Here is a 23936-nt window from a genome sequence, read left to right on the forward strand (position 1 = left end):
TACGCAGTCCGATGACGTAGGGAAACGCAAAGGCAGCCGCAGCGCCTTCACATTCCATGCACAGAGGCTTCGCCTTTCATGAATGCGACGGCGACTGACGCTGAGCCGTAGAATTTATCTGGTGCATTAAAGATCGCGGCACTAAATTAGAGCGCATTACCGCACACAGGACTCTCACATGAGCGCTGACGACAGCTCCACCCCCAACGCAGACAATGGCAACCATCTGCTGCTCGACAGTCAGCTGTGCTTCACCCTGTACTCGACATCGCTGATGATGACCAAGGTCTACAAACCTTTGCTGCAAGCGCTGGGCCTGACTTATCCACAGTACCTGGCGATGATGGTGCTCTGGGAACACGACGGCATGACGGTGGGTGAAGTCAGCACGCGACTGCTGACCGACCCGGGGTCCCTGACCCCCTTGCTCAAACGCCTTGAAGGCGAAGGCCTGCTGAGCCGCACCCGGAGCAAGGAAGACGAGCGTGTTGTCCACCTGCACCTCACCGAGCAAGGCCGTACGCTGCGCGAAAAAGCCAAAAGCGTGCCCTCCTGCATCTTCGCCGCCACAGGCACAACACTAGACACACTGAAAAACCTGCAACGCGAACTGCTCGCCCTGCGCGGGAATTTGCACGACAACCTTTGATAAATCTGCAGGCGCTGACTTGTCTGCGAAGACCAGACTTCACCGATCAACGCATGCAAAAAAGCCCGACTCGATGGTCGGGCTTTCGTGTGTTGCGGAACAAGACAACGCTTATTTAGCGCGGCCTTTGTAAGAACCGCCATCACGTGTGTCGATCTCGATCCTGTCGCCGATGTTGACGAAGTCAGCAACGCTCAGCTCGGTACCGTTTTTCAATTTGGCTGGCTTCATCACCTTGCCCGACGTGTCGCCACGTGCGGAGCCTTCGGTGTAGTCAACTTCACGAACGATGGTGGTCGGCAGCTCAACGGAAACCAGACGGTCTTCGAAGAAGATCGCTTCGCAAACGTCAGTCATGCCTTCTTCGATGAACGGCAGAACGGCTTCCAGGTCTTCAGCGTTCAGCTCGTACATGGTGTAGTCGGTGGTGTCCATGAACGTGTAGGTATCGCCGCTGATGAAAGACAGCGTGGCGGCCTTGCGATCAAGGATCACGTCGTCCAGTTTGTCGTCGGCGCTGTAAACGATCTCGGTCTTGTAACCGGTCAACAGGTTCTTCAACTTGGTTTTCATGATCGCGCTGTTGCGACCGGACTTGGTGAATTCAGCTTTCTGAACCAACCAAGGGTCATTCTCGAGCCGAATCACGGTGCCGGGTTTCAGTTCTTTACCAGTTTTCATTACGAATATCCGAATTTGGATGGATTTACAAATATCTAGGCCGCGCATCATATCCAATTTCGGTAAAACTGTACTAGAGCCGCTGCAAGATCTACCTGCGAAGCCTGTTCCTGACACCAGTATTCGGCGTGCAGGGTGACTTCCGACCAGTGTTGCAGCACATCAGACCAGCTTTGACCCATGTCCTGTCCGGCATTCCAGGCTCGCCAAACATCCCTCAGTGCCTGGGCAGCCGCGGGCGAGAGGCCCTGGAGATAGAGATCGAGGAACGCGTCGAGCTTGACCCAGTGTGCATCGTCATCTTGTTCATAGATGTGCCAGAGGAACGGTCGACCGGCCCATTGCGCACGAACAAACGAGTCTTCCCCGCGCACGGCGTTGAAATCGCAGCACCACAGGAGACGGTCATAGTCCTCCTGTCGGACGAATGGCAGCACGTGGACCGTCAGCGAATCACGGACTTCCAAGGCTCCCGGCCGCAAACCCTCGACGCCCAGCCAACGCTGCAGGTCGCCCATAATCCGCCCTTCCGGCACCAACAAGTGGGTCGGTCGGCTATCGGCGGCCAATGCATCCAGCCAACTGGCGAGCCCGGCGTTTTCATAGGCGAACAGCGACATCAGGCGCGCGCCTTCGTCCGGAACCACGCCCAAGCCTCGTAAAAAGTTTCGCTGCAGGGCTTGGTCCTGCTGGAAAGCGTGGCGCTGATCGAGCAAGCCGGCTTCGCGTAACAAGCCCCCGGTCGCCTGACGAAACCCGGGAAAGAAGAAAATCTTGCGCAAGCCGTTGGATTGCGGTGATGGCAACGCATGGCAACCGGACACCCACTCCTCGGCGCTGAGGTAGTCCAGATTCAGCCACAGCGGCGGGCGCATGCGCTGAGGCATGGCGTCCCGATAAGCCTGTGGCAAACGGCAGGCAAACGACTCGATCACCACGTCCGCCGGTTCGGTAGGCTGCCAGTCTTTGGTCCAATGGCAGACGCTGACCCCCTCCTGCCACTGCTGCGCGGCATCCACCTGAGCCCCCGGACACAACCGCACAAAGGGCTGCAAATCATCCACCCACAAACGTACCGCGAAGGGGTACTCTGCCGCCAATTGCCGGGCCAGACGCCACGTAACCCCGATATCGCCGTAGTTATCGACAACGTTGCAAAAAATATCCCAGGAGACTTTCATGCCTGGTTCCCTAAAGAAGAAACGCTAAAGCTGCTGATTGTCTGTCATAACGGCCTGCAAGCTCCAGCTTCGGCCGTCTGTCGTGCGACAATCGTTGGCATCCGATGGTCACACCAGGAATTTTCAATGCTCTCTCACCCCCTGAAATTGATTATTTGCATTGCCGTGGGCGTCTGGCTCGGTTTCATTGCTATCGCGGTGACGGTGGGACTGGCTTACACCACGACGCTCGCCAGCCAGGTCAGCGCATTGAACAGCGTTGTCAGCCAGTTCAAGGCTTCTACCCTCGGCTCACGTCCTCCGGCGCAACCGGCGTCGGAAAACCCGATGTTCGACAAGTACAAACAAAACCTGCAGGACAGCCAGGCCCAGCAAGCCCAGGAACAGAATCAGGCCGCTCAGGAAAAACGCCTCAGCGCGCCGAAATGCCAATTCTGGTTACAGCAGGATCAAACTGCGCCCAGTGAAAAAACCCGGGCCAATGTCAGTCAGTTTTGTGGTTAGGCCTGATGCAATCAATCCTGAATAAGCAGTCTGTACTCGAACTGATCATCGCCAGACTCGTCATTGATCTGGACGTTGCGCAACGTGCAGCCCAGACCGCCTACGAAACCGCGACCCACGAAGAAAATATCGCCGAGAACAAGTACGACACCCTTGGCCTGGAGGCGTCGTACCTGGCAGCGGGTCAAGCACGGCGCGTCGAGGAAATCCGTCAATCACTGGTGCTGTTCCAGAACCTGAGCCTGCGACCTTTCGACGAGCAACGCGGGATTCAAATCGGCGACCTGCTCAGCCTGGAGGCCGGCAACGGCAGCCAGCAGCAATTGTTCCTCGGGCCCGATGCTGCCGGCTTGAAGATCTACCTGGGCGACGTATTGATCACCGTCATCACGACCCGCGCACCGCTGGGGCAAAACCTGCTCGGCAAAGCGGAGGGGGATGTTGTAGAAATCACCATCAACGGCGCGCGCCAATCGTTCGAAGTCACTCAAGTGATGTGAGACCTATCCGTTTGCAGGGTTGATCCCCCCAACTTTTTCTGGGTAAGGTGCACTGTCGCTACATCACCAGTGGCCTGGACAGACATCCGGGAACAAGGACTCAATACGCAAGGAGATTTTTCATGACGAACGTCATCACTTTCCCTGACGCCCATGAACGTGATCGCCTCAAGTCCGATGACCATCCTGGGTTGTTATATCTGAGTAAGAAAGAGCGCCTACTGATCGAGGAGCTGCGACTGACCAGCCATGCGGGTCGGCAATATGTGTACGACTATGCGCACATCATGCAGGTGTCCAAGCCCCTGCACCCTGATTAAGGCCGACCGGCGGTATCGGCTCGCCGGACATATCGAGGCGACTGGCGTGCGGCTATAGTGGCGGCAAGGGCGTTATTGCCCGTCCGTTTACTTGAGCATCAGGAATTTTTCATGACTGCCGCCACGCCCGACGCCCCCGTTTCCGATCCCGTCGCACCGATTGCGCCGAAGAAAGCGCAGGTCGATCATCTGCGCTTCCACAAGCAGCATGCGCACCTGTCGACAACCTTCGGCAACGACAGCTTTGCCCTCAAGGCTGAAGCATTCGCACGCTTCTTCGGCACGCCAATGTTTCTTGGCGGGCAAACGTTGATCGTTGTGTTGTGGATCGGGGTCAACCTGAGTGGCTTCACCCAATTCGACGTCTATCCGTTCATCCTGCTCAACCTGGCATTCAGCCTGCAAGCGGCCTACGCCGCCCCCTTGATCCTGCTCGCCCAGACCCGTCAGGCCGCACGGGACAAAGCCCACGCCGATGCCGATGCGCAGCACCGGGAAGCACTGGCGTTAGCCAATGAGCAACGCATGGCAATGGCCGCACAGAGCTCTGCGCAAATGCTCCAACTGCTTGAGCAGAACACCCGCCTGACCGAAATGACCAAAGCCCTGACCGAGCGAGTCGAGACCCTGACCGTGGAAATGCACGGGCACTTCGTCAAAAAGAAAGTGGACCCTGTGTAGCGCACTATTGCGCAGCAAAATCGGGCTGGATTCCGCCCAGAGAATCCAGCCATTTTGCGACTGCTGCGCAGCCGATCGCAGACAAGTCAGCTCCTACCTGTCAAAAGCATTGCAACTTGTCTGCGAAGACCTTCAACGAGGCCTGTCACTGCCAGCCGAAGCGTCGGATGTAGAAGCCTTTCACCGCTTGGGTCAGGCCCATGTAGGCCAGCAGAATCACCGGCAGGAAGACGAAGTACAGCGACGGCAACGCTTGCAGTTTGAAGTAATGCGCCAACGGTCCCATCGGCAGGAAGATCCCCACAGCCATGATGACGAAGGTCATCACCATCAGCGGCATGGCCGCGCGGCTTTGCAGGAACGGGATCTTCGGCGTGCGGATCATGTGCACGATCAAGGTCTGGGTCAGCAGCCCGACGACAAACCAGCCCGACTGGAACAGGGTTTGATGGTCTGGGGTGTTGGCGTCGAACACGTACCACATCAAGGCAAAGGTGGTGATGTCGAAGATCGAGCTGATCGGGCCAAAGAACAGCATAAAGCGCCCGACATCCGCAGGCTGCCACCGCTGCGGCTGTTTGAGCATTTCCTCATCGACGTTATCGAAGGGGATGGCAATCTGCGAAATGTCGTACAGCAGGTTTTGCACCAGCAGATGCATGGGCAACATCGGCAGGAACGGGATAAACGCGCTGGCCACCAGCACCGAGAACACGTTACCGAAGTTGGAGCTGGCGGTCATTTTGATGTACTTGAGCATGTTGGCGAAGGTCCGACGGCCTTCCAGTACGCCCTCCTCCAGGACCATCAGGCTTTTTTCCAGGAGGATGATATCCGCCGCTTCCTTGGCGATGTCCACCGCGCTGTCGACTGAAATACCGATATCAGCCGTGCGCAACGCCGGGGCGTCATTGATGCCGTCGCCCATAAAACCGACCACGTGCCCGTTGGCTTTGAGCATGCGCACAATGCGCTCCTTGTGCGCAGGCGTGAGCTTGGCGAAGACATTGGTGGTCTCCACCGCGACGGCCAATTCAGCATCGCTCATGCCCTCGACATCCCCTCCGAGCAGCAGCCCTTGTTGCTCGAGGCCCACCTCACGGCAGATTTTCGCGGTCACCAGCTCGTTATCGCCGGTCAATACTTTTACTGCTACGCCATGGGCGGCCAACGCCTTGAGCGCCGGAGCGGTGCTTTCTTTGGGTGGATCGAGGAACGCCACATAACCGATCAATGTCAGCTCTTGTTCATCAGCAAGACTGTACGCGTCTCGACCCGGCGCCATCGAGCGAGCAGCCACCGCCACAACCCGCAGCCCCTCTCCGTTGAACGCCGCAGTCACCTGCCGAATACGCGCCAGCAGTTCAGCGCTCAGCGCTTCATCCTCATCGCCATGGCGAACGCGCTTGCACACCGCCAGCACTTCCTCCACTGCGCCTTTGCAAATCAACACATGCGCCTGATCCTGCTCGGCCACCACCACCGACATGCGCCGGCGGGTGAAGTCGAAGGGGATTTCATCGACTTTCTGAAACGCGGTGGCGACTTTCAGCTCGCGGTGCACTTCAACGTGTTCCAGCACCGCCACGTCCAGCAGGTTTTTCAGGCCGGTCTGGTAATAGCTATTCAGATACGCCATTTCCAGAACGTCGTCCGACTCATCGCCCCAGACATCAACGTGGCGAGCCAGGAAAATCTTGTCCTGCGTCAGCGTGCCGGTTTTGTCCGTGCACAGCACGTCCATGGCGCCGAAATTCTGGATCGCGTCGAGGCGTTTGACGATGACCTTCTTGCGCGACAGGAACACCGCACCTTTGGCCAGGGTCGAGGTGACGATCATCGGCAACATTTCCGGGGTCAGCCCGACGGCGACGGACAGCGTGAAGAGCAGCGCCTGGGTCCAGTCGCCCTTGGTGAACCCGTTGATGAACAGCACCAGTGGCGCCATCACAAACATGAAGCGAATAAGCAGCCAGCTGACTTTGTTAACCCCGGTCTGAAACGAGGTCGGAGCACGGTCGGTAGCGCTGACCCGTTGAGCCAGCGCGCCAAAATAGGTGTTATTACCGGTGGTCAGAATCACCGCAGTGGCGGCACCGGACACCACGTTGGTGCCCATGAACAGAATATTTTCCAGGTCCAGCGGGTTGTGGGTGCCTGCATCCTGCTGACGGGCGTACTTCTCGACCGGCATGGATTCACCCGTCATCGCCGCTTGGCTGACGAACAGGTCCTTGGCGCTGAGCACCCGGCAATCGGCAGGGATCATGTCACCCGCCGACAACACAATCAGGTCACCGGGTACCAGTTGCTTGATTGGCAATTCGATCCGCGATGCTCCCTGGACCGCTGCTGCCGCACCATAGAACCTGGCGAACATCGGCGTCGCCTCTTTGCTGGTCCCCCGACGCATGACGGTCGCGGTGTTGCTCACCATCGCCTTGAGGGCATCGGCGGCCTTGTTCGACTTGGCTTCCTGCCAGAAACGCAGCAACGTCGAGAGCACCACCATCGAGAGAATCACGGTGGCAGCTTTCATGTCATCGGTCAGCCAGGAGATGACCGCCAGCAAGGTCAGCAGCAGGTTGAACGGGTTTTTATAGCAGTGCCACAGGTGAACCCACCATGGCAGCGGTTGCTCGTGCTCGACTTCGTTGAGGCCGTATTGCTCGCGCAGTACTTCAGCTTCGCTGTCGCTCAGACCTTCGTTGTGGCTGCCGAGCTTTTCCAGCAAAGCACCCACATCACTGTTGGCCCCCGCCACCAGGGTTTGTGCCAGGGTCGGCGGCACCTCGCGGCTGACCGGGGCATCGGTCAGGCTGTCCAGCAGTGCCAATCGACGGAAGTGCCGGGAGAAATGTCGAGTCCGCAGAAAGCCTGCGAAAAATTCTTTCAAAAGGGCGAGTTTCATCGCTATTCCCCTAACGGTTTACGGCAGGAACCTATTGGCAGGCTCGGCCGACCTTAAGCCCTGCTCGACTTGTCGGCAAGGCAGGTCTGGCCCGCATATCGAAAACGACACGCGCGTCCGCAGCACCGCGGTGATCGACTCGGGGCTGGTCGCGCCAAAACGCCCATATGAGCGCGATCCCCCCTGATACCGATCAGTCGATCAACGAATAAACCAACGCCGAAATCGCTACCAGACCGACCACGGTCACAAAAACGTTGGACGCCTTGCCAGCGTAACGACGCATCGCCGGGATTTTGTGGATGGCGTACATCGGCATCAGGAACAACAGCGCAGCAATGACCGGCCCGCCCAGGGTTTCGATCATGCCGAGGATGCTCGGATTCAAGGTCGCCACCAGCCAGCAGACCAGCAACATGAACGCCGCTGTCAGCCGATCCAGGGTGCGTGGCGCCGGACGATGCCCGGTTTTGACGACCAGGCCTTTAAGGCCTTCGCTGGCGCCGATGTAGTGACCCAGAAACGACTTGGTGATGGCGACAAAGGCAATCAGCGGCGCGACAAAAGCAATCGTCGGGTTGCTGAAGTGATTGGCCAGGTAGGACAGGATCGACAGGTTCTGCGCCTTGGCTTCGGCCAGCTGCAGCGGCGACAAGGTCAGCACGCAACTGAACACAAAGAACAGCACCATCACCACCATCAGCCCGTGGGCGCGCGCGAGAATCTGCGAACTGCGCACTTCGGCGTGGCGGCCGTACTGGCGTTTCTGGTCCACGGCGAAGGCCGAGATGATCGGCGAATGGTTGAACGAGAAGACCATCACCGGAATCGCCAGCCACAGGGTGTGCAGCAGCGCCGACGGTTCAGGCAGCGTGGTCGCGGTGGCCAGAATTCCGCCGTTCCAGTGCGGGATCAGAAACACCGCCAGGAACAGCAACGCAACGATGAAGGGGTAAACCATCAGACTCATTGCCTTGACGATTGCCTTCTCGCCACAGCGCACCACCGCGAGCAGCCCGACGATCAGCAAAAACGCCAGCAGCGCTCTGGGTGGCGGCTGCACATGCAGTTGATGCTCGAGAAAACTGCCCACGGTATTGGTCAACGCCACGCTGTAAATCAGCAGGATCGGGAACACCGCAAAGAAATACAGCAAGGTAATCAGCGCGCCAGCGGTCTTGCCGAAATGCTGCTCGACGACCTCGGTGATATCGGCACCTTCGCGTCCGGACAACACAAACCGGGTCAAGCCACGGTGGGCGTAGAACGTCATGGGGAACGCCAGCACCGCCAGAATCAACAGTGGCCAGAAGCCCCCGATACCGGCGTTGATCGGCAGAAACAACGTGCCCGCACCGATTGCGGTGCCAAACAGGCCCAGCATCCAAGTGGTGTCATGGTGGCTCCAAGAGGCAACGCCCGCTGGCACCGATTCAACGCGTTCATCGACGCTGGTGGCCTGGTCATTCATCCGTTCGACATCTCCGCTAGCCAGTCATTACTGCAAGGCCGGGGCGGATCACAACACTGTACAGTCAGCGCCCCCAACCTTAAGAGGGGCGCGATTGTCCGGGATTAGGCTTAAGAATCAAAGCCCTGCCTGAGGAACGGTCTTCAGCGCGTCAGTACAACAGTGCTCAACGATTCGCGAAAACCCCTTACATCCAGCCCAACCACTTCCAGTAGGTCGCGCCGAACACCAGCATCAGCAGGTACCCAATCAGCGTCACGACCAGGCCGACACGGGCAAATTGTTTGGCGGTGAAGGTTTCCGTGCCCAGGCACACCATGTTCTGCGGTGCATTGACCGGCAGGATGAAGCCATAGCTGACCGCAAAGCCCAGCAGCATGGTCATGCCCAGTCGATTGAAATCGCCGGGCAAGGTTTGCAGCACGGCAATCAGGATCGGCAACATGGCCGAGGTCAGCGCGGTCGCACTGGCGAACCCCAGGTGAATCAAAATCAGAAACGCCCCGAGGATTGCGAAGACGCCCAGCGGGCCTACTTGGTCCAGGCCGGTATGGCTGACCACCTGAGTGCCGAGCCATTGACCCGCGTGGGTGTTCAGGAGCGCCGTACCGAGGCTGATCCCCACCCCGAACACAATCACCGTGCCCCATGGAATCCGCGACTGCACGTCCTTCCAAGTCATGATCCCCCAGCGCGGCAGGAGCAAAATTACCAACCCTGCATAGGTCGTCGAGGTGGTGTCGAAGCTGTGCAGTTTGCCCTCGGTGGACCAAACCAGGAGCAGCAGTATCGAGACGGTCAACAGACGTTTCTGCGCGCCGGTCATGGGCCCGATATCGGCCAACGACTTGGCAACCGCCTCCTTGCCACCGGGAATGCTGTCGCTTTCAGGCGGGAGCATCTTCAGCACCAGAAACATCAGTACGCCAGACATGATGATTGCCCACGGAGCGCCGGCAATCAGCCAGTCGATCCAGGCCACGCGTTGGCCGAGCATCTTGTCCATGAACCCGGCTGTCAGCAGGTTCTGCGCGGCGGCGGTCTGAATCCCGACGTTCCAGATGCTGGTGCCCTGCGCCACGATGATCATGATCGCGGCGGCGATATTCGAGCGTTTATCCACACCGAATGCCGCGATGACCCCCATCATGATGGGTACGACACAGGCACTGCGCGCCGTCGCACTCGGGACCACAAGGCTCAGTAAAATCGTCACCACGATGGCACCGAGCATGATGCGTCGGGTGCTGGTGCCGATCCGCGACAGCGTGACCAGAGCAATGCGCCGATCCAGCCCGGTATGGGTCATGGCCGCCGCGATGAACAGCGCGCCCACGACCAGCGCCAGCGCAGAGTTGGAAAACCCGGTCAAGGCCATGGTAATCGCGGCAGAAGAGCCGTAAATCACCGAAGGGTCCTGAAGCGTCGGCGCCGTCCCCAGCAAAAACGCCATGAGCGAGGTAATCATGATCGCACTGGCTTCGTACGACACGGCCTCGGTAATCCAGACAACCACGGCGAACGCCAGAATCGCCAGCATCCGATGGCCTGCGACGGGCAAGTCGGTCGGCAACGGCAAGAGCAGCACGCCCACCATTACCAGCGCGGCGACCACCAACCCCACAGGAAATTTGATGCGGGCCGCAGGCTGCGCCGGCACGGTCTCGGGTGCGTTCATGTCCATCCCCCTGATCCTTCATGACCTGACTCAGACAGACATCCGCAACACCGCGAGCATCCAGCTACCGCGCGCAGAATAGCAGCACAGCCGCCGACAGGCCTTGACCCGAGTCAACGGGCCCGGACCTGAGCCCTGATCCATCAATGCAGGGGGCTACTCCGCCTGATTGCTCCGCAGTGGCACCCGCAGCTCGACGCGCAAACCATCCGGCTGACTGTCGAATGTCAGGGAGCAGGCGCAGCGCTGAACAATGGCCTGGACGATGGCCAGGCCCAGGCCGCTTCCAGGGCTTTTACCGTTGCGCCAGAAACGTTCGGTGAGGTGCTGCAGGTCCTCGCTCGCAATGCCAGGGCCGTGGTCGCGCACATGGAAGCAGGCGGTATGCACATCGGCCTCAAGGCTCAGCTCGACATGCGCATCGGCAGGCGTGTGGCGCAACGCGTTATCCAGCAGATTGCGCAACGCGGCAACGGCCAATACCGCGGGCATCTCCACCGCCGCGAGGGAGAGATTTTTCGGCATGTGCAGTTCGATGCGCGAACTATCGCCCGGGCTAGCGTCGTGGATGGCCAACCGCGCAACCTCTTCAGCACTGCACTGCACCCCATCATCAAACGACAGACTGCCCTCCACCCTGGCCAGTAACAGCAATTGCTCCAGGGTTCGGTGCAGACGGTCGGCCCCCTCTTCCGCGTGGGCCAATGAGCGATCCCGCACCGGACCTTCGGTCATGCGCGCCACTTGCAGGTGGGTTTTGATAGCGGTCAGCGGACTGCGCAGTTCATGGGCGGCATCGCCGGTCAGGCGGCGCTCGCGCTCAAGGGTCTGGGCGATGCGCTGGAACAATTGATTCTGGGTGTCCAGTAACGGCTGCAGCTCGCTGGGCAGATCGGGGACGTGCAACGGCTCGACGGAATCCGCACTGCGCCGCTTCAAGGCATCGCGCATTCGATTGAGCGGCGCCAAACCCTGACCAATGCCCAGCCACAGCAACGCCAGGCTACCGAACAAGGCCACCGCCACCGGCACCGACGCCGCGAGCAAGATGGAATGCTGGAGGGTGTCGCGTTCAGCCTGTCGATCCGCCGTGGTAATGCGCAGATCCCCCTGGGTCAGGGTGAAACTGCGCCAGTGTTCGTCATTGATCAATTGATCGTGAAAGCCGGACTGCTGGGCGTCGAGGGCCTGATCGGGGTCGGCATGACTGCGCACCAGCACCTCCCCCCGCAGCGAACTGACCTGGCACGCGAGCCCGCCGGGAATACCCAATTGCTCGGCACTCAGCGGCGTGCCGTCACTTTTGCCGGGGGTCGGCAACTGCTCGAGCAGACCGGCAACCATGTGCGCCGACGCGCCCAGACGCTGGTCGAGGGACAGCATCATCTGGCTGCGCAAATCGCAGAGCATCCAGGCCGCTGCCAGGGCCCAGATCAACACGAATACCGACCCGAGAATCAGGCTCAGGCGCACCCTTAAACTCATCATGGCGCCTCCGGCCCGGCGCTCTTGGCATCCGCAGGACCGAGTCGATAACCCAAGCCACGCACGGTTTCGACAATCGTGTGGCCCAGTTTTCGACGCAGGTGGTGAATGTGCACGTTGAGCGCATTGCTCTCCACGTCATCGCCGAAACCATAGACGCTGTCCTTCAGTTGCTCGCTGGACAACACCCGACCGCGGTTATGCAACAAGGCATGCAACAGCGCCTGCTCGCGACGGGAGAGGTCCACCGGCTGCCCGGCCAGCACGGTTTCGCGGCTGCTGGGGTCGTAGGTCAGGCAGCCGTGTTCGATCAGGTTCACCGAACGCCCCGCCACCCGACGGATCAGGGTGTGCAAGCGAGCGCTTAACTCGCGCAGATCGAAGGGTTTGAGCAGGTAATCGTCAGCCCCCGCCTGCAAACCGGCGACCCGATCAGTCACCGTGTCCCGCGCCGTGAGAATCAGCACGGGCAATTCAAGACCGTTCTGGCGCAGTTGGCGCAACAGCGTCAGGCCGTCTTCATCGGGCAAGCCGAGATCGAGAATCAACACATCGAACTGCGCCGCCAGCACCATCGCCCGCGCAGCCGCCGCCGTGGCGACATGGTCCACCGTCAGCCCTTGGGCATTAAGGCCCGCGACAATGCCGCTGGCGATCAAGTCATCGTCTTCGCAAAGCAATACGTGCATGGTGGACTCGGGAAAAAAAGCTATTAAAGCAGAACACGATTAACCCGCGATTAATCATCCCGTGTCCACCCACCCCTGTAGGAGACTCCGCAGCGTCGAAGACGGTGCCCACGCTCCGCCATTAACGCTCGCTTAATCGACATGCCGCATCCTTACCCCACCTGTCACTTCAAGGCTTTTTTGTTCATGCGGATTTTTTGGCTGTTTATCTTTTATCTGATACCCGCCCTGGCCCAGGCACTCCCGAGCACCGACCCTTTCGCTCAGGCGGACTTTCTGCCAGCGGACAAGGCGTTCACGTTCAGCTCCGAGCGCCTGGCCTCGGGCGAGACCCGCCTGCACTGGCGCATCAGTGAAGGGTATTACCTGTATCAGCAGCGCCTGAAGTTCGAGGGCTTGTCGCCGGATAACAGGCCCGTACTGCCTGAAGGCGAGCCCCACAGCGATGAGTATTTTGGCGCACAGGCCGTGTATCGCAACACCTTGGACTTGATGATCCCCGCCGCTGCCAGCGGGCAAGTGAAGCTGAGCTGGCAAGGGTGTGCCGACGCCGGGCTGTGTTATCCACCGCAAAACAAAGTGCTCGATCTGGGCGGCAACAACAACAACAACAACAACAACAACAACAACATCAATTCAGGCATTTCTCAGGCGCCGGACCAAGCACTGGCAAGTAGCCTGCAGCAACGCGCACTCGGCTGGAGCCTGTTGATTTTCTTTGGCCTGGGCTTGCTACTGGCCTTTACCCCCTGCTCGTTACCGATGCTGCCGATTTTGGCCGGTGTGGTGGTCGGCAGCGGTGCGAGCCCCAAACGCGGGCTCGCCCTGGCCAGCAGTTATGTGCTGAGCATGGCGCTGATCTACGCAGGTCTCGGTGTACTGGCTGCGCTACTGGGCGCCAACCTGCAAGCGCTGTTGCAACAACCCTGGCTACTCGGCAGTTTCGCCGCGCTGTTTGTGATACTGGCGCTGCCGATGTTCGGCCTTTTCGAACTGCAACTGCCCGCCGTCCTGCGTGATCGGCTGGAAAGTGCCGGGCGCCAGCGTCAAGGCGGGAGTCTGGTGGGTGCCGGGGTGTTGGGTGCCTTGTCCGGGCTGATGGTCGGCCCTTGCATGACCGCACCGTTGGCCGGCGCGTTGCTCTACATCGCGCAAAGCGGCAATGCGCTGCACGGCGGCCTGGTGTTGTTTGCCATGGGCTTGGGCATCGGTGTGCCACTCTTGCTGCTGGTCACGATGGGCAATCGCTTCCTGCCGAAACCGGGCGCCTGGATGAACCTGCTCAAAGGCGTGTTTGGCTTTCTGTTCCTCGGTACCGCATTAATCATGGTACGACCGCTACTGGATGAGTCGCTGTGGGTCGGTATGTGCGGTGTTCTGCTATTGGTCGCAGCCTATGCCGCCGTGATGCAGGCCCGGCAACTCAAGCGCGCCGCGATCCTGTTCGGCCCCGGCGGACTGGTGATCGGACTCTGGGGAGCCTTGATGCTGATCGGCGCGGCAGGCGGCGCCGAAGATCCGTTGCGCCCATTACAGGTGTACAACGCCACGCCGGGGGCTACGGTGCAGAACGCCGTTGAACATAACGCGTTCACCACAGTCAATGAACCCGAAGCCCTTCAGCGCGAACTCAACGCTGCAAAGGCGCAAGGTCAATGGGTGTTCCTCGACTACTATGCCGACTGGTGCGTGTCCTGCAAGGTCATGGAGAAACAGGTGTTCGCAAAAGCCGAGGTGCTGGCCGCATTGAAAGAGGTCCGCCTGCTACGCCTGGACGTCACTGCCGACAATGCCGCCAGCCGCGAACTTCTCAGTCGCTATCAAGTACCGGGGCCGCCGAGCCTGCTGTGGATAAGTCCTACGGGCGAAGAACGGCGTGACCGACGCATCACCGGCGAGGTCGACGCCCAGCCCTTTCTGCAACACTGGCAAGCAACCCGGGAGCGTGGCTGATGTTGAGTTTCTCGATTGGCCCCTTCGCCCTCGCGATGAACCACGTGCTGCTGATCGCCGCTCTAGGGTTGGCAACCCTGGTCGGCTGGCGTGTCGCCAAGCGTGGCGGGGTCAATCCCGAGTCGGCGCTATTCAGCCTGTTCGTGCTCGGTCTACTCGTCGCTCGGCTGGGGTTTGTAATCGCTTACTGGCCACAGTTCCGCGAAGAACTCTGGCAGATCGTCGACATTCGCGACGGTGGTTTTCTGATCTGGCCCGGCGTGCTCGCAGTGATACTGGGTGGCCTTTGGCGCGGCTGGCGTCAGCACGCGTTGCGCCGACCGCTGGGGCTGGGCTTGAGCAGCGGCTTGCTGTTCTGGTTGCTGGCAACCATGGGCCTGAATATCTACCAGGAAAGCGCGCGCCTGCCTCAGCTGACCTTGCGCAATGCCGCCGGAGAATCGGTGCAGTTGGCCGATTACGCAGGCAAACCGTTGGTAATCAACCTGTGGGCAACGTGGTGCCCCCCGTGTCGCCGGGAAATGCCGGTGCTGCAAAAGGCGCAGGCAGAACGTGAGGACGTGGTCTTCCTGTTCGTTAACCAAGCCGAAAGCCAGCAGACCGTCACCGGTTTTATCGCCGACCAAGGCCTGCATCTGCGTAACGTGTTGTTCGATGGCAGCGGCAAACTGGCGCAAAGCGTCGGCTCCATGGCCCTGCCCACCACCATTTTCTATACCGCCGATGGCCGCCTGCGCGGCAGCCACCTCGGCGAATTGTCCAACGCCAGCCTGGCGCGTTACCTCGATAACGTCGACAGCGATGCACCCTCTTCATACTCAAGGACTGCCCCATGACACTACCCCGTCACTTTTTAGCCGTCTCCATCAGCCTGCTCGCCCTGCAAAGCTCGCTGCTGCACGCCGAAACATGGCCCGAACCGATCCGGGCGATGGAAGCCAAGGGCGCGCGCATCGTCGGCAGTTTCGATGCCCCGGATGGCCTGCGTGGGTATGCCGCCGAGTATCAGAATCAAGGCATGGCGTTCTACCTGACAGCGGATGGCAAACATGTGCTGGCCGGCAATCTGTATGACGAAAAAGGCAAGGACTTGAGCAAGGCGCCGCTGGACAAGCTGGTGTATGCGCCGATGGCGAAAGAAGTCTGGAACAAGATGGAGAACAGCACCTGGATCGCCGACGGCAGCAAGACCGCACCCCGAGTGGTCTACCTATTCAGCGACCCGAATTGCCCCTACTGCAACATGTTCTGGGAACAGGCACGGCCGTGGGTCAAGGCCGGCAAAGTGCAGTTGCGGCACATCATGGTCGGTATCATCCGCGAAGACAGCGCCGCCAAATCCGCCACGCTCCTGGCCGACAAATCCCCCGAAGTCGCGCTGAACGCTCACGAAAGCGCTGGCAAAGGCAGCCCGCTCAAACCCCTGGCAACCATCCCGAAAGATATCCAGACCAAGCTCGACGCCAACCTGCAATTAATGACCGATCTGGGCCTGTCCGCCACCCCGGCCATCTTCTACCTCGACGACCAAGGCCACCTGCAACAGCAACAAGGCGCACCATCGCCCGAGACCCTGAACAAAATAATGGGCCCCAAATAAACCTGGCAGGATATGGAACTGACTTGCCTGCGAAAAAGCCGGGGTCGCGTCCGACCAGGAGGACCTTCATGCGATGGTGAACCCAGCTATTTTGCGACGGCTCCGCAGCCGATTCGCAGACAAGTCTGCTCCTACGGCCTAGCGGCCAGAGGCTGAGACAGTGTGGGCAATGCTTTTGATAGGTAGGAGCTGACCGGGACGCGTAGTTTTGTCTGCGAATAAGCCCGGCACGGGCTTCCAGCTAGCACGGCAGCGCGGGATTTCCCACAGAGGTCAGCGGCGTTTCAACGTCACCGACGGCAATTCACCAAATTGATTCTTGTAGTACTCGGCGAAGCGGCCCAGATGGAGGAAGCCGTAATCCAGAGCGATTTCGGTCAGGTTGCGCACGCCCTGGCTCGGGTCAGACAAACTGGCCTGAATTCGTTCGAGCTTTTTGCTGCGGATGTAGTTCATCGGGGTGGTGCCGGCATGGCGTTCGAACAGCGCATACAGCGAACGAATGCTCATGTGGCTCAACTGCGCGAGTGACTCGACGGTGATGTCTTGCTTGAGGTTCTGCGCAATGTACTGGGCCAGTCGTTCGAATGGCGCGGACTGCACGTCAAGCGTCTCACGGTTGACGTTGGTGCCCAGCAGCGAGAGCAGTTTGCTCGCAATGATCTGGGTGTAATGCTCACGAACCCGAGGCAACACCAAGTCCGTTTCCGCTTCCTGACAGACCAATCCCAACAGGCTCATAAAACCATCGAGTTCGGCCAGCTTATGGCGATTGGAGGCAAAACGAATGCCTTCGCTGGGCTTATGCCAGCGTAACTCGGCGCAGGTCAGGTCGAGCAAAGGCAGCGGCAACTTGAGAATGAATTTTTCGCAATCGGCGGAATACATCAGGTCCACCGGATCGTCCGGGTTAATCAACAGTAACTCGCCCGGCGCGAAGTAATGCTCCTGCCCATAGGATTTGGACAGGCACTGACCCCGCAGTAGAATTTGCAAGTGATAGATAGTTTCAAGCGCGGGAGACGTCACGTGAACACTGGCGCCATAACTGATACGGCACAGGTCGAGACTGGCGAACTTAGTGTGATTCAGACTGGCCTGCGGTCTTGATGTTGCAGGCAGCCGGATGCAGTGGGAACCGACGTGTTGATTGACGTATTCCGACACCGCGTAAGGGTCGGCGCGCTCAAACACCATGCTCTTTTCGTTAAGCAGAAGGCTTTGCATACACCGCACACCCATCTTGTTTTTATAGTTGCTCACAATGCCCGGAAGACCCGGGCATTGGCACTATCAAGAGGGTACTGGAGATAGCGGGCAAACAACAGACGACTGTCCGATCACCGAACACTCTCTGCAATCAACTGATAGCCGGGCAACTGTCCAGTGAATGTTTGATGCGACATGTTGCGCATCCATGTGAAAATGACATACACCATCTCACGAGCCCTAATCGGGAGGCTCCAGCAATGCGCTACTCGGAAGACCATAAAGCCCAAACTCATCAACGGATCGTCAACGAAGCGTCTGCGCGCTTTCGGCGTGATGGCATCGGCGCAACAGGCCTGCAACCGCTGATGAAAGCTCTGGGCATGACCCATGGCGGCTTTTATGCTCACTTCAAATCCAAAGATGACCTGGTTGAACAATCACTGCGCAAAGCTGCCGACGATGTGACTGTTCGTTGCAACGGCCTGTTCGCAGAGGAAAACCCGCTGGCAGCTTTTATAGACAGTTATCTGTCGTCTGAGCATCGCGCATCGCCAGATACAGGCTGCCCGCTGCCGACCATGTCCGCCGAGCTGGGCCAACGCGGACAGGCCAGTCCGACGACCGATGAATGTATCCAGTCCCGGCTCAAGTCCATCGAAAACACCCTTCCCGATCAAACCAATGCCAGAGAACAAAGCATCGTCATGCTCTCGACCTTGGTCGGTGCATTGCTACTGTCGCGTAGCGCAAATGACCCCGCGCTATCCGATCGAATCCTCGACACCACGCGTGAGTGGCTTAAGCAGCAAGCCACCGCATGACGATTCACTTACACCCACTCAATCATGCCAACGCCGAAACAGTACGCTCGCATTGACCCCGCCAAACCCAAACCCGTTGGACAAGGCATATTCAATGGCCATCGGTCGTGCCGCGCCATGGACAATATCCAGGCCCTGCGCCGCTTCATCGGGATTGTCGAAATTGAGGGTGGCTGGCGCAATTTGATCGCGAATCGCCAATGCCGTAAAAATCGCCTCGATCCCGCCTGCCGCGCCGAGTAAATGCCCGGTGGCTGACTTGGTCGACGTCACTGCAATCGACGCCTGATCACCAAACACCGCCTTGATCGCCGCCATCTCACCCAAGTCACCCACCGGCGTGGACGTGGCGTGCGCATTGAGATGCTGGATCTCGGAAGGTTGAATCCCCGCCTGACGAATCGCCGCCTGCATCGAGCGCCGAGCCCCACTGCCATCTTCCGGCCCGGCGGTCAGGTGATAGGCATCAGCCGTGGTGCCATACCCCACCAACTCGACAATCGGCTTGGCCCCACGCGCCAACGCATGTTCCAGCGACTCAATCACCAAAATCCCTGCGCCCTCCCCCATCACAAACCCATCGCGATCACGATCAAACGGACGCGACGCACGCTCCGGCGTGTCATTGAACGCACTGGACAGCGCCCGTGCCGCTGCAAATCCGCCAAGGCTCGCGCGATCAATCGCCGCCTCTGCACCGCCACAGACCGCTATATCCGCCTCACCGCAACGAATCATCCGCGCTGCATCGCCAATCGCCTGAACACCCGCCGCGCACGCAGTCACGGGTGCGCCCAACGGCCCCTTGAAACCATGCTGGATCGAAACATTGCCCGCCGCGAGATTGACCAGAAACGAAGGGATCGTGAACGGCGACAAACGGCGCGGGCCACGGCTGTCCGTGATCCTCACCGCCTCTGCAATCGCACTGAACCCCCCCACGCCAGAACCAATGATGGTCGCCGTGCGCTCCTGAGCTTCTTCGCTGTCAGCAACCCAACCCGCCTGAGCCACCGCCTCCTTGGCCGCCGCCAGCGCGTACAGAATGAAGCGGTCCATCTTCTTCTGCTCTTTAGGAGGCGCAGCAGCGTCCACATCGAACCCAGCCTCGGCGTCATCGGCAATTAACGGCACAACCCCACCGACCTTGCCCGGCAAATCGGCCACCACCTCTTCCGGTAACCGAATCACCCCGGAGCGGCCCGCCAACAAGCGTTGCCACACCACCTCCACGCCACAGCCCAAAGGTGACACCAGGCCCATGCCCGTCACTACAACTCGGCGTTCGCTCATGCAATAACCCTCAACGTTGAAATAGAAGCTCAAGCAACCGGAGCTTCGTAACGAGCCGCATCAAGCTGAATCATACGATCCAGATCGCGCGCAACTAACAACAAATCGTAGCCGCGTTTGGCGAAACGGTCGGCATAAGTGTCGATTGTTTGATAGGAGGCCTCGCCTTGTCGCACAGCAAACACAACCTCGATTCTGCCCCGCGGGCGTAGGAGCTGACTTGTCTGCGAATAAGGGCGGCACGACCTTCATCCGGTGGTAAACCCAACCATTTTGCGACTGCTACGGTCGGACGCGAGGTGTCTTCTGACTTTTTTTGATAAAACCATGCAACAACCCCATTTCACACACCCATTAAAAAAGGCCAGTCAAAAGACCAGCCTTTCATCCACCGACGCCTGTTTAGTTAATGCTGACCTTGTCGCGATTTTTTTCAAGGATCGCTTTGCCGATGCCTTTCACCTCAAGCAGCTCATCAATCGACGCAAACTCGCCGTTGGCTTCACGGAAAGCCACGATGGCTTTGGCCTTGGCTTCACCCACTCCAGCCAATTCACGCTGAAGCATCTCGGCATCCGCAGTGTTGAGATTGATTCTTTCACCCTGCTCGGCCTGCATCATGGCTGGAGCGCTGGCAGGGACCGGCGCGGAAACCTCGGCAACAGGCGCGGCACTCACAGCGACCGAAGCAGTGGTGAACAAGGCAAACAAGAAGGACGAGAGGACAGAATTACGCATAAGTGACGCTCCATGTTATCCAGGGTGAGGGCAGCTTTCCGAAGCTGCCTCTCAAAGGTAGCCGAGCCCCGCCCCCCGTCAAAAACCGAAGCGTTACCGAATATTTGAACGCGCATGCAAAGCCGTAGCGAACATCAGCCCCGCCCAAAAGCGCCCTTCGAGGTCACTTGAAACAATTATTTCTCAAACAAACGCTTTCTTCTGCTTGAGCGACGTAATTATGTCGAAGCATGACAACCCAACATCTTCCCGCGCTAGCACCATGAAATCATTCATTAAAAAAAATGCCAAAAAACCGCCAAAACAGAAAAACGTCAACTTACCGACAACCACACAACTTCAACCCAAAAAAAACAAACGGAAGCCATTTTTTTGACGAAAAAACAATGGCTTTCAGCTTGAACAACTTAATTTTAGAGGTAAATTTAGTTCGGGAGTTTTTTGACGCTCAGCAAAAAAGGCTCGAATCCGCGGTTGTTCGAACAAAGAAATACCGAATCAGGAGTAGCAAAATGGTCACTTTTTTTCTGTGCTGGGGCGCTGCTTCGGTAGTCGGCACTTTAATCGCACTGAGCCTTATCTGGAGCGGGAAACGCACCAGTCAAGAAAGCAGCGAACTATCATCACGTACTGCCGCTAATTCGGCGGTGGCGCCAAGAACGTTGCGGGCCTGAACTGTTGGCTCAATTGATCGAAAAGAGCATGGCCAGTCCGAACGTCTTGGCGATACTGCTGACATACCAAGTATGTCGACGAATTACCGCTGCATCGTTTCGAGACGGTGTTGAATCGACACGGTATCGATATCCCGCGTCAATCCCTAGCCCGCTGGGTTATCCAGCGCAGTGAACACCTCCAACCGCTACTGAGCGCTGATGCGCAACCGGCTGCTGGAAAGTCCGGTCATCCATCGCGATGAAACCCGCGTCGAAGTCCTTAAAGAACCGGATCAAGACCTGACCAGCCAATCCCGGATGTGGTTACAAGCCAGTGGGCCGCCAGATCGAAAAGTCGTGCTATTCGACTACACCTCCGGCCGTGCGCAGGTGTGCGGTTGCGCTTGCTGGACAGTTATCGCGGCTATGTGATGACGATGATTACGCAGGCTATAACGCCTGGGGCGCGCAGCCGGGCGTCACACGACTGGCTTGTCTGGCGCACGTTCGTCGAAGCCTAAAAAGTGCAACCCAAAGGCAAAACTGCCCGTACCAATATAGCCATCACGATGATAAACAAGCTGTACGGTATCGAGCGCGAGATGAAAGACGTGAACGATAAACCACGTTCGGTCGTCAGAAACATAGCCTGCCGATGTTAATGCAATTTAAAAGTCGGCTGGAGAAAATATTTCTCCATATTATGCCGCAGAGCGTCCTCCGCCAAGCCGTCAGTTATTTGGCCAAACGACTGGAGCAAACTTGATCGTTACACAGAGACCCGCTTCCGGCCTATCGATAACAACAATGCTGATCGAGCGATGTGATCAGCCTTAAGGCTTGACTGTTCAGCGGCACTCCTAAAGACGCCACCGCGAGTGCTCAGATCGAAAGACTGCTCGAGACCGCCAAGGTCAACGGCCAATAACCCAACACGTGGCTACCACTGCGCAGTCAATTGAAGACTATGAAGCCTTGCTGCAGTGGAACTGATCGCCAGAGATTCCAGGGTAAACCGTTAACTCACCTTTGGTAGGTGGGGTTCGCGGGCAGATTATGTTAAATAAAATTTACGTTAAAATTGCACACAAGCTCTGCGGGAGAGCAGACGTATGCTCTGACAGCCTAAACACTGTATTATGTCGCGAAAACCTCTGGCTATGATTTCAGATACTAAGGATTCAAGTGGAAATAATAAGCACTTCTGCTGCGGCTGTGGCTATTCTTGTTGCGCTACTGTCAACTCATTTAATATCTAATAAGATTGTTACTCCGTCTCCCCATGGTCGTTTTTTAACAATTGATGGTTTACGCGGATACCTAGCATTTTTTGTTTTTTTACATCATTCGTGCATCTGGTATTACTACTTGAAGTCTGGTGTTTGGGTCGCACCGCCCTCTCAGCTTTTTGTCCACTTTGGACAGGCAGGCGTCGCACTGTTCTTCATGATAACGGGATTTCTATTTTTTTCGAAATTATTGGATGACCGTGATTGCGGTGTGGACTGGCTCCGATTATACGTGTCCCGTTTTCTAAGACTAACTCCGCTTTATGTGTTCTCTATTTTTTTATTACTTTTGATTGTTTGGATTTTAACAAAAAATGGACCGGCAGCTCCGACTTCAGAAATAATCACTAGCATCATAAAATGGTTGAGCTTTACTATTTTCGGGGCGGCTAATGTTAACGGTTTTACTGGAACCAACCTCATTAATGCAGGTGTAACATGGTCCTTGCCCTATGAATGGTTCTTCTACATGGTGCTCCCCATCATTGCTTTCGTGATTGGTATTCGGCCTCCAGCTAAGTACGTTATCATAAGCGCTTTGTCAGCTGTAGCGTTTAGCTTTTATTATTTGGGTGATGGCTACTACTGGCTTTTCCTCGGAGGCATTGTCGCAGCAATTTTGGTGCGATCTGCGCGCTTCAGAAAATTTGCAGTGTCGAAGTTAGCCACACTACTTGTAGCTACCCTTGTTATATACACCGTAGCTAACTACTCATCAGTATACGGGAGCTCAAAGGCAAAATTCTTCCTGACGATAGCATTCTGCCTCATTGCAGGGGGTAATAGTATTTTTGGTACGCTTAAAAGTAAGTTATCCCGGGCGATGGGTGAAATGGCGTACAGCATTTATCTCCTACATGGCATTCTTCTTTTCGTGATTTTCAATTTCGTGATTGGTACTTCTCTCGCGAGCAAACTGACACCAATCCAGTATTGGGGAGTAATCGTACTACTTACTCCTTTTTTGATTTTGGTCTGCGGCATAACTTTCAGGCTCATAGAGAAGCCAGCAATTAAGAAGACAGGGGTATTGACGGAGTGGATTAGAGCGCAGAAAATCACGCACGCGAGCCATCTCTAAAATAAGTTTCTAACCTGAGCTATGTTTGTGTGGTTGAGTCAGTGCTAGAAGTGATCACATGAACTCTCAAGACATCGTGCTCAGTGAAAAAGAACAAATTGAACTGAGTCGGCGCATAGTATCCGATCCATGAACTACACCTACCCCAGACTACAGCCTCGTTTACCGTAGCATCTCTGGCGAGCAGTTCCATGGCAATAGCGCTTCGTAGTCGGCCACCGACTGCGCATGCGGCAGTCGTTCCAGTACGTGGCGCAGCCACGTATAGGGCTCTTGGCCGTTGACCTTGGCGGTCTCGACCAAGCTGTAGATCTGGGCACTCGCGTTGGCGCCCTTGGGTGTGTCGCTGAAAAGCCATGCTTTGCGGCCTATTACAAACGGTTTTATTGCGCGCTCAGCCCTGTTGTTGTCTATCGGTAAAAAACCAGCCTCCACGTAACGTTCCAGCCGGCTCCAGTTGCTGGCCAGATAACTGACGGCTCGGCCCAGCACGCTCTGCGGCGTAATCTGGGGATGTGTTTTCTCCAGCCAGCTTTTCAGTTG

21 protein-coding genes and 2 pseudogenes are annotated in these 23936 nt (G+C 57.6%); 12 read left to right on the forward strand and 11 right to left on the reverse strand.

Annotation, left to right across the window (positions count from 1 at the left end; all coding sequences use genetic code 11):
- The first annotated feature begins 178 nt into the window (after nucleotides 1-178).
- On the forward strand, nucleotides 179-649 hold the full coding sequence (locus ACVBEG_RS19075; RefSeq protein WP_322180918.1) for a MarR family winged helix-turn-helix transcriptional regulator: 471 nt from the start codon (nucleotides 179-181) through the stop codon (nucleotides 647-649).
- 111 nt (nucleotides 650-760) lie between these two features.
- On the opposite strand, the gene ACVBEG_RS19080 is transcribed toward ACVBEG_RS19075, so the two are convergent.
- Together ACVBEG_RS19080 and earP are read right to left on the reverse strand one after the other, a co-directional pair.
- Complete coding sequence (locus ACVBEG_RS19080; RefSeq protein ID WP_322180920.1) at nucleotides 761-1330, reverse strand: elongation factor P; 570 nt, start codon at nucleotides 1328-1330, stop codon at nucleotides 761-763.
- A gap of 47 nt (nucleotides 1331-1377) precedes the next feature.
- Complete coding sequence (earP, locus tag ACVBEG_RS19085; RefSeq protein WP_447108190.1) at nucleotides 1378-2511, reverse strand: elongation factor P maturation arginine rhamnosyltransferase EarP; 1134 nt, start codon at nucleotides 2509-2511, stop codon at nucleotides 1378-1380.
- 126 nt (nucleotides 2512-2637) lie between these two features.
- Between earP and ACVBEG_RS19090 the strand changes: the two genes are divergently transcribed.
- The 4 genes from ACVBEG_RS19090 (at nucleotide 2638) to ACVBEG_RS19105 (ending at nucleotide 4516) form a co-directional block, all read left to right on the forward strand.
- The gene (locus ACVBEG_RS19090) at nucleotides 2638-3015 is read left to right on the forward strand and encodes a hypothetical protein (protein WP_443690603.1); all 378 of its coding nucleotides are present in this window, start codon (nucleotides 2638-2640) and stop codon (nucleotides 3013-3015) included.
- A 17-nt stretch (nucleotides 3016-3032) separates the two neighbouring features.
- Nucleotides 3033-3515 carry a GreA/GreB family elongation factor gene (locus ACVBEG_RS19095; RefSeq protein ID WP_322182794.1) on the forward strand — a complete coding sequence of 161 codons (483 nt, stop codon included), beginning with the start codon at nucleotides 3033-3035 and terminating at the stop codon, nucleotides 3513-3515.
- 122 nt (nucleotides 3516-3637) lie between these two features.
- Nucleotides 3638-3835, forward strand: coding sequence for a hypothetical protein (locus ACVBEG_RS19100; RefSeq protein ID WP_219061673.1), 198 nt, complete (start codon nucleotides 3638-3640; stop codon nucleotides 3833-3835).
- Nucleotides 3836-3946: 111 nt separating this feature from the next.
- A complete protein-coding gene (locus ACVBEG_RS19105) occupies nucleotides 3947-4516 on the forward strand; it encodes a DUF1003 domain-containing protein (RefSeq protein WP_322180927.1) in 570 nt (189 codons plus the stop codon).
- A 145-nt stretch (nucleotides 4517-4661) separates the two neighbouring features.
- Here ACVBEG_RS19105 and mgtA read toward each other — a convergent pair whose 3' ends face one another.
- The 5 genes from mgtA to ACVBEG_RS19130 form a co-directional block, all read right to left on the reverse strand.
- Complete coding sequence (gene mgtA, locus ACVBEG_RS19110) at nucleotides 4662-7427, reverse strand: magnesium-translocating P-type ATPase (protein ID WP_323565988.1); 2766 nt, start codon at nucleotides 7425-7427, stop codon at nucleotides 4662-4664.
- A gap of 193 nt (nucleotides 7428-7620) precedes the next feature.
- On the reverse strand, nucleotides 7621-8898 hold the full coding sequence (locus ACVBEG_RS19115; RefSeq protein ID WP_322180931.1) for a serine/threonine transporter: 1278 nt from the start codon (nucleotides 8896-8898) through the stop codon (nucleotides 7621-7623).
- Between the two features lie 187 nt (nucleotides 8899-9085).
- The gene (locus ACVBEG_RS19120) at nucleotides 9086-10576 is read right to left on the reverse strand and encodes a DASS family sodium-coupled anion symporter (RefSeq protein WP_322217431.1); all 1491 of its coding nucleotides are present in this window, start codon (nucleotides 10574-10576) and stop codon (nucleotides 9086-9088) included.
- A gap of 156 nt (nucleotides 10577-10732) precedes the next feature.
- Complete coding sequence (locus tag ACVBEG_RS19125; protein ID WP_322180935.1) at nucleotides 10733-12064, reverse strand: ATP-binding protein; 1332 nt, start codon at nucleotides 12062-12064, stop codon at nucleotides 10733-10735.
- Complete coding sequence (locus ACVBEG_RS19130; RefSeq protein WP_322180937.1) at nucleotides 12061-12750, reverse strand: response regulator; 690 nt, start codon at nucleotides 12748-12750, stop codon at nucleotides 12061-12063. The genes ACVBEG_RS19125 and ACVBEG_RS19130 overlap by 4 nt, the downstream gene beginning before the upstream one ends.
- 186 nt (nucleotides 12751-12936) lie before the next feature.
- On the opposite strand from ACVBEG_RS19130, the gene dsbD reads away from it, so the two are divergent.
- Genes dsbD through dsbG form a run of 3 tightly spaced genes read left to right on the forward strand, consistent with a single transcriptional unit; the run spans nucleotide 12937 to nucleotide 16303 of the window.
- On the forward strand, nucleotides 12937-14703 hold the full coding sequence (gene dsbD / locus ACVBEG_RS19135; RefSeq protein ID WP_447108191.1) for a protein-disulfide reductase DsbD: 1767 nt from the start codon (nucleotides 12937-12939) through the stop codon (nucleotides 14701-14703).
- Nucleotides 14703-15539 (forward strand): prolipoprotein diacylglyceryl transferase family protein, encoded by an 837-nt coding sequence (locus tag ACVBEG_RS19140; protein ID WP_447108192.1) that lies wholly within the window; start codon nucleotides 14703-14705, stop codon nucleotides 15537-15539. Before dsbD ends, ACVBEG_RS19140 begins: the two co-directional genes overlap by 1 nt.
- The gene (gene dsbG, locus ACVBEG_RS19145; RefSeq protein ID WP_322180946.1) at nucleotides 15536-16303 is read left to right on the forward strand and encodes a thiol:disulfide interchange protein DsbG; all 768 of its coding nucleotides are present in this window, start codon (nucleotides 15536-15538) and stop codon (nucleotides 16301-16303) included. Before ACVBEG_RS19140 ends, dsbG begins: the two co-directional genes overlap by 4 nt.
- Before the next feature lie 273 nt (nucleotides 16304-16576).
- Here dsbG and ACVBEG_RS19150 read toward each other — a convergent pair whose 3' ends face one another.
- Complete coding sequence (locus ACVBEG_RS19150) at nucleotides 16577-17530, reverse strand: AraC family transcriptional regulator (RefSeq protein ID WP_322217438.1); 954 nt, start codon at nucleotides 17528-17530, stop codon at nucleotides 16577-16579.
- Between the two features lie 242 nt (nucleotides 17531-17772).
- Here ACVBEG_RS19150 and ACVBEG_RS19155 point away from each other — a divergent pair, with 242 nt between their 5' ends.
- Nucleotides 17773-18336, forward strand: coding sequence for a TetR/AcrR family transcriptional regulator (locus tag ACVBEG_RS19155; protein ID WP_447108193.1), 564 nt, complete (start codon nucleotides 17773-17775; stop codon nucleotides 18334-18336).
- Between the two features lie 18 nt (nucleotides 18337-18354).
- Here the strand turns inward: ACVBEG_RS19155 and fabF are convergent, their stop codons facing one another.
- Together fabF and ACVBEG_RS19165 are read right to left on the reverse strand one after the other, a co-directional pair.
- Nucleotides 18355-19629: a beta-ketoacyl-ACP synthase II gene (gene fabF / locus ACVBEG_RS19160; RefSeq protein WP_447108194.1), complete on the reverse strand. Its 1275-nt coding sequence runs from the start codon at nucleotides 19627-19629 to the stop codon at nucleotides 18355-18357.
- A 402-nt stretch (nucleotides 19630-20031) separates the two neighbouring features.
- Complete coding sequence (locus ACVBEG_RS19165; RefSeq protein ID WP_447108195.1) at nucleotides 20032-20367, reverse strand: ComEA family DNA-binding protein; 336 nt, start codon at nucleotides 20365-20367, stop codon at nucleotides 20032-20034.
- A 781-nt stretch (nucleotides 20368-21148) separates the two neighbouring features.
- Here ACVBEG_RS19165 and ACVBEG_RS19170 point away from each other — a divergent pair.
- From ACVBEG_RS19170 to ACVBEG_RS19180, 3 genes and pseudogenes are all read left to right on the forward strand, one after another.
- On the forward strand, nucleotides 21149-21286 hold the full coding sequence (locus tag ACVBEG_RS19170) for a hypothetical protein (RefSeq protein WP_447108196.1): 138 nt from the start codon (nucleotides 21149-21151) through the stop codon (nucleotides 21284-21286).
- Nucleotides 21243-21645 (forward strand): annotated as a pseudogene (locus ACVBEG_RS19175) (IS66 family transposase). The gene ACVBEG_RS19170 and the pseudogene ACVBEG_RS19175 overlap by 44 nt, the downstream one beginning before the upstream one ends.
- 563 nt (nucleotides 21646-22208) lie before the next feature.
- Nucleotides 22209-23393, forward strand: coding sequence for an acyltransferase family protein (locus tag ACVBEG_RS19180; RefSeq protein WP_447108197.1), 1185 nt, complete (start codon nucleotides 22209-22211; stop codon nucleotides 23391-23393).
- Between the two features lie 162 nt (nucleotides 23394-23555).
- On the opposite strand, the pseudogene ACVBEG_RS19185 reads toward ACVBEG_RS19180, so the two are convergent.
- Nucleotides 23556-23936 (reverse strand): annotated as a pseudogene (locus ACVBEG_RS19185) (IS66 family transposase); the annotation flags it as partial.

Source organism: Pseudomonas sp. GG8 (genome assembly GCF_052976945.1).

Coding starts and splice junctions, on each gene's coding strand:
- ACVBEG_RS19075 (WP_322180918.1), top strand. CDS start 179: ATGAGCGCTGACGACAGCTCCACCCCCAACGCAGACAATGGCAACCAT.
- ACVBEG_RS19080 (WP_322180920.1), bottom strand. CDS start 1,330: ATGAAAACTGGTAAAGAACTGAAACCCGGCACCGTGATTCGGCTCGAG.
- earP (WP_447108190.1), bottom strand. CDS start 2,511: ATGAAAGTCTCCTGGGATATTTTTTGCAACGTTGTCGATAACTACGGC.
- ACVBEG_RS19090 (WP_443690603.1), top strand. CDS start 2,638: ATGCTCTCTCACCCCCTGAAATTGATTATTTGCATTGCCGTGGGCGTC.
- ACVBEG_RS19100 (WP_219061673.1), top strand. CDS start 3,638: ATGACGAACGTCATCACTTTCCCTGACGCCCATGAACGTGATCGCCTC.
- ACVBEG_RS19105 (WP_322180927.1), top strand. CDS start 3,947: ATGACTGCCGCCACGCCCGACGCCCCCGTTTCCGATCCCGTCGCACCG.
- mgtA (WP_323565988.1), bottom strand. CDS start 7,427: ATGAAACTCGCCCTTTTGAAAGAATTTTTCGCAGGCTTTCTGCGGACT.
- ACVBEG_RS19115 (WP_322180931.1), bottom strand. CDS start 8,898: ATGAATGACCAGGCCACCAGCGTCGATGAACGCGTTGAATCGGTGCCA.
- ACVBEG_RS19120 (WP_322217431.1), bottom strand. CDS start 10,576: ATGAACGCACCCGAGACCGTGCCGGCGCAGCCTGCGGCCCGCATCAAA.
- ACVBEG_RS19125 (WP_322180935.1), bottom strand. CDS start 12,064: ATGATGAGTTTAAGGGTGCGCCTGAGCCTGATTCTCGGGTCGGTATTC.
- ACVBEG_RS19130 (WP_322180937.1), bottom strand. CDS start 12,750: ATGCACGTATTGCTTTGCGAAGACGATGACTTGATCGCCAGCGGCATT.
- dsbD (WP_447108191.1), top strand. CDS start 12,937: ATGCGGATTTTTTGGCTGTTTATCTTTTATCTGATACCCGCCCTGGCC.
- ACVBEG_RS19140 (WP_447108192.1), top strand. CDS start 14,703: ATGTTGAGTTTCTCGATTGGCCCCTTCGCCCTCGCGATGAACCACGTG.
- dsbG (WP_322180946.1), top strand. CDS start 15,536: ATGACACTACCCCGTCACTTTTTAGCCGTCTCCATCAGCCTGCTCGCC.
- ACVBEG_RS19150 (WP_322217438.1), bottom strand. CDS start 17,530: ATGCAAAGCCTTCTGCTTAACGAAAAGAGCATGGTGTTTGAGCGCGCC.
- ACVBEG_RS19155 (WP_447108193.1), top strand. CDS start 17,773: ATGCGCTACTCGGAAGACCATAAAGCCCAAACTCATCAACGGATCGTC.
- fabF (WP_447108194.1), bottom strand. CDS start 19,629: ATGAGCGAACGCCGAGTTGTAGTGACGGGCATGGGCCTGGTGTCACCT.
- ACVBEG_RS19165 (WP_447108195.1), bottom strand. CDS start 20,367: ATGCGTAATTCTGTCCTCTCGTCCTTCTTGTTTGCCTTGTTCACCACT.